Source organism: Sulfurospirillum multivorans DSM 12446, assembly GCF_000568815.1.
Taxonomy (GTDB): Bacteria; Campylobacterota; Campylobacteria; order Campylobacterales; family Sulfurospirillaceae; genus Sulfurospirillum; species Sulfurospirillum multivorans.
In genome coordinates this window covers 1791278-1803639 of the sequence record NZ_CP007201.1, presented here as the reverse complement: position 1 = coordinate 1803639, position 12362 = coordinate 1791278, and the positions used below count along the sequence as shown (strand labels likewise).

General features: G+C 37.7%; 17 protein-coding genes. 3 read left to right on the top strand and 14 right to left on the bottom strand.

The window, feature by feature from the left end:
- Positions 1 to 7 precede the first annotated feature (7 nt).
- From SMUL_RS09410 to SMUL_RS16670, 14 genes are all read right to left on the bottom strand, one after another.
- Complete coding sequence (locus tag SMUL_RS09410) at positions 8 to 493, bottom strand: hypothetical protein (protein WP_025345018.1); 486 nt, start codon at positions 491 to 493, stop codon at positions 8 to 10.
- A complete protein-coding gene (locus SMUL_RS09405; RefSeq protein ID WP_025345017.1) occupies positions 486 to 872 on the bottom strand; it encodes an ASCH domain-containing protein in 387 nt (128 codons plus the stop codon). Before SMUL_RS09405 ends, SMUL_RS09410 begins: the two co-directional genes overlap by 8 nt.
- Positions 869 to 1186 (bottom strand): hypothetical protein, encoded by a 318-nt coding sequence (locus tag SMUL_RS09400; protein ID WP_025345016.1) that lies wholly within the window; start codon positions 1184 to 1186, stop codon positions 869 to 871. The genes SMUL_RS09405 and SMUL_RS09400 overlap by 4 nt, the downstream gene beginning before the upstream one ends.
- Positions 1187 to 1195: 9 nt before the next feature.
- Complete coding sequence (locus tag SMUL_RS09395; protein ID WP_148295293.1) at positions 1196 to 1546, bottom strand: hypothetical protein; 351 nt, start codon at positions 1544 to 1546, stop codon at positions 1196 to 1198.
- The gene (locus SMUL_RS09390) at positions 1543 to 1953 is read right to left on the bottom strand and encodes a hypothetical protein (RefSeq protein ID WP_025345014.1); all 411 of its coding nucleotides are present in this window, start codon (positions 1951 to 1953) and stop codon (positions 1543 to 1545) included. Before SMUL_RS09390 ends, SMUL_RS09395 begins: the two co-directional genes overlap by 4 nt.
- Complete coding sequence (locus SMUL_RS09385; protein WP_025345013.1) at positions 1946 to 2554, bottom strand: uracil-DNA glycosylase; 609 nt, start codon at positions 2552 to 2554, stop codon at positions 1946 to 1948. Before SMUL_RS09385 ends, SMUL_RS09390 begins: the two co-directional genes overlap by 8 nt.
- The gene (locus SMUL_RS09380; protein ID WP_025345012.1) at positions 2547 to 2993 is read right to left on the bottom strand and encodes a hypothetical protein; all 447 of its coding nucleotides are present in this window, start codon (positions 2991 to 2993) and stop codon (positions 2547 to 2549) included. Before SMUL_RS09380 ends, SMUL_RS09385 begins: the two co-directional genes overlap by 8 nt.
- Positions 2990 to 3817 carry a hypothetical protein gene (locus SMUL_RS09375; protein WP_025345011.1) on the bottom strand — a complete coding sequence of 276 codons (828 nt, stop codon included), beginning with the start codon at positions 3815 to 3817 and terminating at the stop codon, positions 2990 to 2992. The genes SMUL_RS09380 and SMUL_RS09375 overlap by 4 nt, the downstream gene beginning before the upstream one ends.
- A gap of 13 nt (positions 3818 to 3830) precedes the next feature.
- Entirely contained in the window at positions 3831 to 4433 is a 603-nt protein-coding gene (locus SMUL_RS09370; protein ID WP_025345010.1) for a hypothetical protein, read from the bottom strand.
- Positions 4434 to 4499: 66 nt separating this feature from the next.
- Positions 4500 to 4952, bottom strand: coding sequence for a hypothetical protein (locus SMUL_RS09365; RefSeq protein WP_223809688.1), 453 nt, complete (start codon positions 4950 to 4952; stop codon positions 4500 to 4502).
- A gap of 11 nt (positions 4953 to 4963) precedes the next feature.
- A complete protein-coding gene (locus SMUL_RS09360; RefSeq protein WP_158506025.1) occupies positions 4964 to 6583 on the bottom strand; it encodes an SNF2-related protein in 1620 nt (539 codons plus the stop codon).
- 71 nt (positions 6584 to 6654) lie between these two features.
- Positions 6655 to 7170, bottom strand: a complete 516-nt coding sequence (locus tag SMUL_RS09355; RefSeq protein WP_025345008.1) for a DUF5131 family protein — start codon at positions 7168 to 7170, stop codon at positions 6655 to 6657.
- A gap of 8 nt (positions 7171 to 7178) precedes the next feature.
- Positions 7179 to 7403, bottom strand: a complete 225-nt coding sequence (locus SMUL_RS09350; RefSeq protein ID WP_025345007.1) for a hypothetical protein — start codon at positions 7401 to 7403, stop codon at positions 7179 to 7181.
- Between the two features lie 11 nt (positions 7404 to 7414).
- Positions 7415 to 8197, bottom strand: coding sequence for an NUDIX domain-containing protein (locus tag SMUL_RS16670; RefSeq protein WP_025345006.1), 783 nt, complete (start codon positions 8195 to 8197; stop codon positions 7415 to 7417).
- Between the two features lie 205 nt (positions 8198 to 8402).
- Here SMUL_RS16670 and SMUL_RS09340 point away from each other — a divergent pair, with 205 nt between their 5' ends.
- From SMUL_RS09340 to SMUL_RS09330, 3 genes are all read left to right on the top strand, one after another.
- Positions 8403 to 8927 (top strand): hypothetical protein, encoded by a 525-nt coding sequence (locus SMUL_RS09340; RefSeq protein ID WP_025345005.1) that lies wholly within the window; start codon positions 8403 to 8405, stop codon positions 8925 to 8927.
- 335 nt (positions 8928 to 9262) lie between these two features.
- Complete coding sequence (locus SMUL_RS09335) at positions 9263 to 10093, top strand: hypothetical protein (protein WP_025345004.1); 831 nt, start codon at positions 9263 to 9265, stop codon at positions 10091 to 10093.
- Between the two features lie 82 nt (positions 10094 to 10175).
- Positions 10176 to 12359: a TonB-dependent receptor gene (locus SMUL_RS09330; protein WP_025345003.1), complete on the top strand. Its 2184-nt coding sequence runs from the start codon at positions 10176 to 10178 to the stop codon at positions 12357 to 12359.
- The last annotated feature ends 3 nt before the right edge of the window (positions 12360 to 12362 follow it).

The following is a 12362-nucleotide window of genomic DNA, read 5'->3' as shown; positions in this document are numbered from 1 at the left end:
ATGACCATTACTCCACAGTATGAATACCGCTTGAAAACGTTTCAATTTTCAAATCCAGTATTCTAAGTAAGGTCTTTGTTGTTTCATTTTTGCATTTTTCAATGAGCGTACATGTAAATAAGTCATTAGATTTTGAATTGCTCTTGGATAAAAGCGTTTTTTCTAATCGAATCAATGCTTTTTCGGCCATATATAGATCAGTGAAGGTGTATAAAATAATCAAATGCTTACTATCTACTCGAATGAGCTTGTCTGTAAGTCGTATGAATTCACGAATGTAGTCGCAGTCGAACTCAAAAGATCGATTTGCTTTTAAAAGGGCAATGCTAAATTTGACTTTATGCCGTTTAAACAAATAATCGCACTCGTTAAAAACACGCTCGTTTTGAACGTAAATTTGCGAGATATCTAAGGTTTTTGGATGCGCATGAATAATAACCTCATGGTTGATACTAATATTGCCGGCAATGGGTGTATGTGCGTTGCTATGCATTGGAAACCAACCTAGATTCACTTGAGTATTTCCAAAAACCTAAATTTCCTTTAGCAGCTATAGGCTCATTAAGCGGTTGTGGTTTTTGAAGTACGTATCCCCAAGTACCTTTTTCTTTCCAAACGGAAGTGTGCTCTTGAACACAATCAATGAGATCGACCATGCCCAGAATCTTACCCGTGACCAACTTGTCAATCGGAGGCAGATCATAGCCTTCTGCTTTCAGCCAGTAATACGCGTCATAGTCAACCTGTTTTGAAGCATGTATTGCAATAGTTCCTCGAATGTTCGTCTTACGTGTACGATTTTCGATATCTTTGCCCAAATACATAATGCAATACGCCCAAGGTTGTCTGACAGTTAAAACGGTGTAAGTCATAGCGATTCCTTGTATGTTTTAAATTGATCGGTATGCGTTAAAGAATAGATCGCATTAAGCCCTCGATAGGTGCTAATGAGCTTACGATAAATTTTTGGTTCCTTACCACTTTTCCAGTGTTTGTACAAAACCGAACTCGATACTTGTAAGCGACTGCGAGGACTGTCATTTTTTAACGTATAACCACCCGTGTAAAACATTTCCTGCATAGGTCCTTGATCGCCTGTATTGAAAGTTTCTTCTTTTTGCATGACATTGACCGCGTAGGCTATCGCTTTTGCTTTTTTGGTGGCTTCTAGGCTTATTATTGGCATATGACGACCTTACTTAAAGATTTCAATGAGTGGCTTTTGACGATTCGGGGATGAAACATTGCTTTTGGATTGGTTTAAGAGCTCTGAATTATCCTTGTGGCATGAATAACATGCCTTGATCGCTTGATGCTCTTTAGTGCTTGCATCTGCATACAACTTGCTTTTGTCGTGGCATGAAAAACAATCTTGCCCACATGCGCCATTTTCTGAAGGCTTGTTGTGACACGTAACACACTGGTTTAATACCAGGTGCTCTTGATCTTGCATAAGTGGTTGAAGCTTCGGATGGCATTCGATACAACTACCCCCACATGTAAATGCGAGGGTAGTGAGAAATGATAAAAGGATGAGGTACTTCATGATTGCACCTCTTGTCCGAAAATCTTCAAAACGGCAGCCAAATCTTCATCACTGAGTGCTTGACGAAAATCATATGAATTTGATATTTGATCTTCTATTACATCAAAACCATAGTATTTATCGTCGATTTTTTGAATGCTATAATTGATAAAACCAGCCGTTTTTTCAAATCCTCTTCCTTGGTAAACTACAAGACTAAAACCAAGCTCTTCAAGTTTTTTTATACGATCACAAGAGCGTGCAATTCTTTCACGCTTATGTGTTAACCTTTTTTCTTGGTCATAAATAGCCTGTATCGCGTCAATTGTTTCCCAAAAACTTGCACCTTTTAATCGGAGATTGATTTCCTCCTTTAGAGTTAAGAGCTCTTCTTTGCTCATTCCATCAAGGTTAGTATTTTTAGACATTCTTTCCTCCAAACCATTCAAGCAGTTGGCTTTTAAAGATCGTTTGGCCGCCGAAGCTTGGGTGTCTTACATGTAAGTGTTCAATTTGTAAGATAGTGAGCAGACCGTGCGCTTTCCCGCCAATGGCAATTATGCATTTGTGGGAGACCAAATTAAGAAGATCATAGAGGTACTCCGTTCCCTCTTCAATCTCGTCTTCACTTGGCGTTCTATTAGAAGCTGAGTTGCCAAGTAGATGCGGATGAAAAGGAAAGACGTTCCAAGGTATGGGGATGATGTTGTTCTGAGCCATCGCTTCCCAAAAGCATTTTGCGGTCATTTCACTATCAGGATCGGTGGAGTGAATTTGAGCAACAATGGAATCAATGAACGGGTGTACCCCGATTTTTAACTGGTCATTGCTTGTAAATGGAATACCTGTTTTTGCACATCCGTGATAGCCGGGTGCTTCTCCGATAAAAACAATATGTGGGTTCTCAAGCGCAGCGCGGAGGTAAACTTCAAGATTGTGTGCTTTTGCTTTGTTCAGGTATGGGTTTGTAACTGTTTCACTGTTCTCTCTGTTTGCTAGAGAAGCAATAAATGCGGTAATGTTAGGCATGTTCACTCTCCTCGATTGTTTCGACGATTAAGAGCGATCCGTGGAATCCGTTGCTTCCGAGAAAAACGTTGTTTTTACCAAACGCGATCTTGAAATTGTGATCCAATAAGCTTTCAAAGGTTGCTTTTGAATGGGGAGTTTTGAGGTAAAAAAGTCGTGTATTTGTACTTCGGCACAGCTTCCCTGCAACATGAATAAAATAGGTGACAATCGATGCACCGTCGTAAGGTTTAACACCAAGTTCATCGGCTTTTTTGATGAGGTCACCTGGTGCATTGAAGCAAATTGGAGCAAACAAGTTAAGAAAGCTACTTTGCACCTTCAACATACTTAGCGCCCCATTGAGGTTTTGGTAAACATCTTCTTGTATCTTTGTCGCAATGGGCAAATTCAATACCTGATGTTCTACTTTTTCCAAGAGTGAGATAATTTCATTCATTTTTTAGATTCCTTTTTTAGGTTTTCGACAACATAGAGTACGCCTGTGTTTTGATTGCTTGAGATATAGATATTCTCTTTATTCTTTGCTTCACTGAAGTTGTCAGCCATTACTAAATGTTTAAGCTCTATTTCTGAAAAAGCTTTTTTGAAGTAAAAAAGTGTATAACCATTTTCGTACATCTTAGCCGCAATGTGTTTGAGGTATTGAATATCATCAGCGCCTTCAAACAGTACACAATCAAGTTCTTTTGCTTTTTCATGTAACTCGTAAGGAGAATGAAAAAGCATTGGCAAAAACAAGTCAAGGAGTGGTAACGTTTTGGCGTGCATCTCTAACTCTGCAATTGCTTTATCAAGCCGCGGAGTTGGAATAATGACTATTCCATCCATCTCTTTATATTCTTCCAAGATTTCCAAAGCGATCACTTTTTTTTCTTGATCGATTAATGTGCAAAGATTTGGCATAGAGTAAATATCTCCAACAAGCTCTCCAACAAAGTTGTTCGGCGATAAATTGTGGAAATATTCAAAAACTTTGTCTTGATCTGGGTACAGAAGTGCCGCGGCGCTGCCGAGGATTTTGACAACGTAAATAGAGCCACTAATTTTTAGAATATCACCATCGAAAAGCTCTTTTTTATGCTTATCATAGGTGTTGATTGATGGGCACCGTGCAATGAGTACACAACCGTTTCTATACAAATTGTTTTCTTGAAAATACTCCTCTTCGATACGTGTTAAATGAAACACTTCCGTGTGGACTTTCTCTGTTGTAGAGTTTTGAAAAACATACTTGAAATTTAAACTTGGTTCTAAGGTCATTTTGCGTCTCCTTTTATAGATATTTCACTTCTTTAACATGTAAGATAAATCCAGTTGCATTGAGATCCCACTCTTCATATTCATAGGAGGTTTTCACCCAAAAATGATAGGGGCATAAATACTCTGTTGCGCGATTATCTTTAACGACATGACGTACTTGTCCATTCCTTAGTTTGCAACCGTCTTCATCTTCCTTGGCCAGTTCAACATTTTGAGCGGCTTTTGAAGAATGGTCTCTTAATGCCTTCAAACCCTCTTTTACAGAAGCAAAGACATTAATGTGCTCAACAACCATAAAGTGGCCAACATCATCTAAAGCATAAAGAGAATTTTTATAGCGCTTGAGTCCTAAATCAAGTTTTTTCCATTCAATGATATTTTTCATCGTAAAACCACAATGTTGGATGACGTATCCTGTAGACGTTGTTTTGTTCCAGTTAAAGAGAGGTTCATTTTGGTGCATATCACCATCTCTATCGCCTACACTCGCTTTTCTTTTTTCGCGTTTATAGCGTGAATATGTGAGTTTTCGGATGGTTGCTTCATTGGTATAGAAATACTCGCGTATACCGCTACCGAAATCATCAATCATAGAGAGTTCATAGTAATTTTTCATGTTTAACCTCATTTTTTACTTCAACCGTTACGATTGTGTCATTGTGCCAGCCACCATGATGGACCATTAAAATCTCTTGGGCTTCAAATCCCAACATTTTTCCAATACCGCCGCTATTCCAAGCACAACTGATACAAATTCCCCCCCCCTCAAGATACGGGCAATTTCCTTTTTTAAATCAGCCCAATATCTCGATTGAGTCGTCTCTTTGTTAATGGGCAGTCCAAATGATTTATAACATTCACTTACTTGCCTACTGCTATAAGGAGGGTCAAACAGCACCCCTCCGACGGAATGATTTTCAAAGAGTCTTAGAAACGCTAAAGCGTCCATTGAATAGTTTGTATTAAAGTCAGGGTTTAGATCATTGGTTACATGGGCAAATTTGTTTCGGTTTGCAAATGGGTCAATCCAAAGAACATCGCTAACCGTTGCCACATACTTTTCAATGAGCTCACGGATAGGTTTGATTTCAAACGTATTCGATGATGGCATCGCAAAAGCTCTATTAATAGTCATCTTCGCCCTTGTTACTTATTTAGGTAATATTCAACGAGTTTTTTAATTCTAGTTTCATCAGAGCCATAGGAAATATCTTTCTTACCATCAGGATCAACAATACCGTCCGCTTGTGAATTTTTGAGTCCACATAGATCCATAATAACGGGATCACTTCCACCATCAGCGACAGGGTAAATAACCATAATTGGATAAGGTTGTCCTTCACGATCAAGCCTAAATTCAAGCTGTTCGTGCGTCTTTGGACTCCAATCAAGCTCTCCAACAATCAATGTGGAACATCTAAACTGTAAACCGTCTAATCCAGCCCCAGAGCGATTGGAAATGATTATTAGGTTTGTTTGACCTGAGATAAATGCTTGCTTGTTTTTCTCTTTTTGTTGAGAAGTTTCAGTTCCTGTGTAAAGCACAGGGTTGTATTCGCTTAAAGTATCTAGCCAAATTTTATAAACTTCTCGATGCCATCCTGAGAGAAGTACGGGTTCACCTGATTCTAAAAGAACTTTTACAATCTCAGCCACGCCCCTAGCTTTTGCAATACCAGTTATTTGGTGCGCTTTCATATCAAGTTCCATAGAAGCTTGACCCCTTTGAACGAAACTACCTGTTGTTGCTGTTATGGCTAATTGTTTGGCAATCTCTTCAAAAGACTTGATATAGTTTTCTTCATACGAAACCGTCTCGATAATACGCGTAACCCTTCCTATTTCGATTCCCACATCTTGTTTAGTTCTTCTAATAAGCAGATGATGTTCGCGTAAATATTGACCAAGAGCTTCAGGATCATTGACTTTATATTTGTCATTACCAAGGGAAGTACACCACTCAAGATGAAATTCGTACTCCGTACCAAGGACACCTTCTTGTAAAATGTTGTAAATATTCCATATCTCTCCACCATAGCCATAGATTGGCGTACCTGACATGCCTAATCGAACCGTCGTGTGAGCACAAATAATTTTTGCAGCGGCGCCTCTTTGACTCACTGTGCCACGTCTTAACTCTTGGATTTCATCAAATATGACTGTATAAAAAAATCTCTTTTCAAAAATCTCTGTCCAACCTCGGATCATTCCATACTTGAATAAATAGACATCAGCTTTTGGTAAGTTGTAAGGCGAACCTTTTTTAATAATATGAACCGTAAGGTTTGTAAATTCTTCAATTTTGTCTTTCCATTGTTTTACAAGGTGTGTAGGTACCACTACGGCAGCATATCCATATTGGATGTTTAGAGCGATTGTTGCAATACCTGTAATCGTTTTACCAAGCCCCATGACGTCTGCACAAAGTGAAACATGTTTTTTAGTAACAAGTTCAGCCATTTGCCATTGGTAATGTCTTGGCTGTTTATTCTCGTGGATGAAAATATCTTTAAAAGATCTTGGTTCAAAATTAGGCAATAAAATTGAATCAAGATCTACCAAAATACGTTCAAATTCTTTTGAACCTCTTTTGAGAAGTTTGAAATCTTGTTTACTGATTACAAGTGGATATCTAATCATAAACCATTCAAGCTCTGAGCAAATGTCTGGAGTATTTTTAAAATGGAACGGTGATACCTGGTAAATTGGGATTTTTGGAAAAAGCTTTTTTAGCCGGATAGAAACATGTGGTTCAATATCTTCCATGACCCACTCACCCATTATGTAAGCTATACGCCCATATGTTCGCTCAATTTTAGGTCGGTCCATTACTTTGGTCATAGTTGTGTTTTCCCTAAAGATAATACATAGACTGCTTTGCCGTTAATCGTTTCTGGCAATGTCATGGTTTTTGAAGTTAAGAGAAGAATTGCCTCAACTTGGTCGCTATCACAATAACGTTCTATTTGGCGATAAATACTCATGGCGCTACCATTTCCTCGAATCTTAACCTCAATAGCAAGCGTACCAATCATGAAATCCACAATACTCTTATCTTTTATTTTCACTTCTCTTTCATACGCAATACTAGAATGATCGAATGCCGATGCAATATCATTCTGAAGGAGTTTTTCATCAGAAAGATTTAAACGTCTTTTGCTCAAGGACATACCAACTTGATTGATTATGGACTCAAACATTTCAAAACTATTTTCATAGCCTTTGCAACCCATAGATTGAAGGCGTTGTGCCATATTCTGTGCGTAGCAATTTTGACAGCCTTCACTGATCTTTGAGCATCCTATAACTGGATTCCAGGTGTGTTGTGTCCATTCGATTTTATTGCTTGACATAATTTTTCCTATGAAAGCATTATGATTTTTGGTTTTGGTTGCTCTTCTTGTCTTTTCTTAGAAGCTGAGGCAAAAGCCTTTTGTAATTTCTGGTTGTAATAGGAAATAGCTTCATCTTCAGACAAGCGCTGTGGTAAAGAGCCTGTATCCCCTAATTTCTCGGTGATATCTTCAATCTCTTTTTTAAAGTTGATTGAATTTTGTCTTTGAATTCGTTTCTCGCCATAGGTCATTTAAATCCCTTTTAGAAATTGACTAATTTGTCAGTCGGAAAACAAGATTCATAGAAATTAGGATGTATGACTGTTACATCAGACCAACCATCTTTCCTGCCTATACATGACCAACAAATCACTTCGCCTTTGTTTGGATCGATATAACGTTTTAATTGAGATGTTCGATAGCATCCTGAAGCACCAAAAAAGAACTTAGATTCAATGCCTTTTATTTTGAGAAGATTCTTTATAAAAGGGATGCTGTTTTGTGAGTCAATGATGAACATACTGCTGTTTTCATCGGCTAAATAGCGTAAAAATCTTTTGCGATCATTTTGTTGATCATTGAGATAGCAATTGAAGTTTTTTGCAGATGGGATTGAAATTTCTACATGTAAATCATCATAAGAGGCTAGGGATAAGAGACTGTCCATATAAGGCACACACGTACATAATAAGCCAACTTCAAACTTACTCCCAAAAACTGTGCTTTCATCGCAAGATAGAGTAGGTCTATTGATAAAAACCTCATGTTTCAGCGTAGCTTTAAAAACGTGAATCTCACCATCATCAAAACGCATTGTTGCAAATTGCTTCCAGTCAGAATCAAATGTTTCAATTCCTGACTCTTCTTTAAATTCTCTTACCATGGCATCTATCGGAGCTTCAAACAACTCAACTTTGCCGCCTAGTCCATTGTAGTTATCCTTCATCCATTCGGGATGCGATTTTTGGATCAAAAGGACATTATCAAATTCATCAAAGGCAAAACCTAAAACATATGTTGTTGTTTTTGATCGTTTAGATTTCATCTACTCTCCTATTTATAATATTTTAAAATGTTTTTTTGCATTTTAAATAAAAGTTAAATAATATGATATATTATAATATAAAGAAAGCAATAAATCAACAAAAAATTCAAAATTCATAATATTTTTATCGTATAAAATGAAAGTTATTTAAGAAAGAAATATGTTATACTTTTTACTTAAATTACTAATAGTAAAGGATAATGCTATGGCAAATAAGAAAAAACAACCAAATGAGGTTGCGCCAATTGTTCCACCTCTCATGACTAGAAATATTTCAATTACATTGCCAAATTATTTGATTGGTCGCTTAAGTCAATTAGAAATGTCAGGTATTGGTGGTGTAAATGTTAGTAAAACGATTCGTTATATCGTTGAGGACTATTTAGGGCTTGACAATAGTGGCAAAATTTTTGAAAACTTAAGTAGAGAAGATATTTATATGCCTGTTGATTTATATGTCGAATTGATGAAAATTGGTAAACTCACACTTAAAAATCGTGCTGCAAAAGGTGAAGTAAAAGTCGTTTCAAGTTTTGGTCAAGAGTACGTTCAACTCAGCAAAGAGGACGCGATCAATTTTTACGCTCAACTAAAAATGTACCGTGAAGAAGTTGTTGAAGTTAAGAAAAGATTAACAGAACTTGAAGAGGCATATGGACAAATGGGTGATTTGATTAAAATAGTAAATCAACTCAAAGGAAATAACTCTAAAAAAGCTAATGAAGAATAATATAAAAATTAATGTTTTATAAAGTTTAATGAAAATATAATTTTCAAAACTTTTATGTTTTGTGGCGTTGAAAAACGCCATTGCCCATATACGATATGTGGCTTAGGTGTCTACTTGGATTCCTTTAGATGAAAGATCTATAAAAGCGGGTATTGCCATTACCCATATCTCTTGATAAAAGGCTAACAAAGTCTATCCTACCTTAGTTCTCATTTTTTTCACCACTTTTTAAATATGTTGCTAAATGTTCTCAACACCTACATAGCAATGTACATTTCCACATCCACACAGTTATCACATTTTTATAAAAAATCATCCAAACCAAAGGAGTTACCATGGCTAAAGAAAAAACAGCTGATCCAGTTGAAAGAGCAAAGTCTCTTAAAACGAGCATTTTAAACCAAATTGAGGGTATTGACTTATCAGTTTCTGACTATGCGCAAAAAAAGAGCAACATCAGTCAGATTTTCAAGATTAACGCAGGTCTTAGAGCTGCACAGTTCTCAGGCGAACGTGACCTTGGTATTACAGTGAGTTCAAGCAAAAATATTAAAGAAGTTATCGAAGTGCTCAATAAGGCTTCTGGTGTAATGGAGTATTTACTTAATCAGACTGCATATCTTACAAAGCGCGGAGAGACTGATGCTGCGATTGAAATGATTCAAGAGCAGGCAAAGCTTCAAGAAAAACTAAACGATGCCGTTAAAACCCTTGATGAAACGGTAAATGGTTATCTTGCAAAGGGCTATGGTCGAAAAGCAACCATTAATGAATACAAAGAAGCTATTTATGCGAAAAAGATCGAAGAGGCAATCAAGCTTTATAAGTCTGGTAAAAAACTTTCTGAGATTGTAAAAACTTCAGAGTTACCAGTGGAGGTTCTCACTGATAAATGTGGTCCATTTAAAAATGAATTCCTTGATGCAAATAAAAAAGAGATCGAAAAACTCTTCTTTAAAGAGCAAAATTTAAAGCAGCTTTCTGAATCGTATGAGGTAAAAATCAAACATATCCGTGCTACGTTAATCCTTTGGGCAAAAACCGATCAAAAGCTTGCAGAACTACTTGAAGCATATTTTGAAACAGAAAAAGCTTCTTCTGCTAATGAGGAAGCTACAGCACCTTCAGAGGAATCTGGTGCAGATAAAGTCCTTGAAACTGTTTAATCTAAAGTCTTTTACAAAGAGCCTAAATATAGGCTCTTGATAAAACAGTTTTAGTATGAAATTAATATAAAAAAGGTAACAAATGAAAAAACATTTTACATTAAGTGTGATATGTGCATCGATGCTTCTAGCAAATGACGTTTATGAGCTTCCGTCGGTTGTTATTACAGGTAGCGGTACCAAATCAGCTTCAAAAAATGCTGAAACAACTAATGGCATTAACGAAGGTTTTTTAAACAAAAGTGTCAAAGTAGGTTCCCTTGGTAATTTCAAAGCTTCTGATGCACCTTATCAAATCAACTCGATTCCGAAAGAAGTCATCGAAGATCAGCAAGCAATTGGCTTAGAAGACATCATTAAATATGTTCCTTCTGCTCAAATTGAAATGCGAGGAGGTGCTGAGGTTGGTCGTCCTCAAACGCGCGGCTTCCGCTCCGATGTAGTCTCAAATACCTTCTACGATGGGTTGCAAGTATTTGCGGTCACGGCTAAACCCATGGAGCAGTTTGAAAATGTTGAAATCCTAAATGGTATTGCAGGAACTCTCTATGGTCCTCAAACGCCATCTGGTATTTTTAACTTCGTTGAAAAACGACCAACGACTACTTTTTACAATAGCATTACAACTAGCTATTCGGAAGATGCAAACTTTGGAGTGCATGGTGATTTTGGGGGACGTGAGGGTATTTTAGGATACCGCATCAATCTTGTAAAACAAGGTGGCGAGGGATATGTAAGTAATAGTGAACTTGAAAGGGAACTTGTTGCAATTGCGCTTGATTGGCATGTGAGCGATAGTGCCATCATTGAAACAAACTTTAGTCACTATAACTACAAAAAAGAGGGATATGCAGGAAGCTTTGTGATGCCTATTCTTAGCGGAGGCGTTGCGCGATACACACTCCCAAGCCCTGTTGATAGTTCAAAAGCTGGCTTAGGACAAGAATATGCCGGTATGGACTTGGAAACCACCACTGCCAGTACAAAACTCAAATACAGCATCAATCCTGATTGGTACTTTGAAGGTGGTTATTTATACCAAAGATCTGATCGTAGTATTTATGGTGTAAGTAATACATTCACCAACAATGTTGGGGGCTATCAAGCCGTCCAAACCACTCTCTCTGCTCCAGGAAGAACAGACATTAATAGCTGGATGGCACACGTCAATACCAATGCTGTCGATGCGCTTGGATTAGACCATGGAATTGCATTTGGTGGCAACGGATATCAGCTTACAGGATACTCTAATCGAAATACTTCTGGAACAACGGCAATCCTTGGAAATGCCAATATTTATAATCCATTGGTGTTCGGGGAGCCAACTTCATTTAATGGGAACATTGATCGCTATAAATCATCTCTAAGCGATATTAATAACCTTATTGTGGGCGATACGATTACATTTAACAAGCAGTGGCAAACTATTCTTACGATGAGTAATAGTTGGTTAAACCAATACAGCTATTCTACTACAGGTGCAAAAACAAAGACCTACGACGAACAAGGTCAAAGTTATGCCGTTAGTGTGATCTACAAGCCAATTGACAATTTAAGCTTCTACTCAACCTATGCTGATTCTATTCAAGCAGGGTCTAGCGGTACTAATGCAGATGGAAGCACTACTATACTTGAGCCAGCACGCAGTAAACAGTATGAAATTGGTGCTAAAACAACCCTCTACAATATTGACATTTCAAGCGCGCTCTTCCAAATTTCACGCCCGATCGCTTACCAAGGTGATGATGGAATTTATGCCGAAAAAGGTGAGCAACGCAATCGAGGTATTGAGTTAATGGCCGGTGGAAAAATTATTGAGAACCTAAGTATGCTTGGTGGCGTAACCTATCTCAATGCAGAGCTTCAAGATGCAATGCTTAAAACGCTCAATGGCAAGCAAATTATTGGCGTTCCTGAATGGCAATACAACGTCTTGTTTGATTATCTGCTACCGATCAGCACTGGTACACTTGGCTTTAGTGCAAATTTCCACTATACCGATGATCGACCGCTTGATGAAGCAAACTCACAATTTGCGAGTGACTACTATACGATCGATCTTGGCGCGCGTTACATCACCAAACATTTTCTTGGGGATAAAACCACTTTTAGGTTAACTGTAAACAACATTACAAATGAAAAATATTGGTCAGGTGTATTCGCAGCAGGATCTATGGATGGCTTTGGCACGGCAAGCCCAAGAGGCGCTCAAGTATTTCTTGGTGAACCAAGGCGCTTTATTGCATCAATGCAAGTTAATTTCTAATTT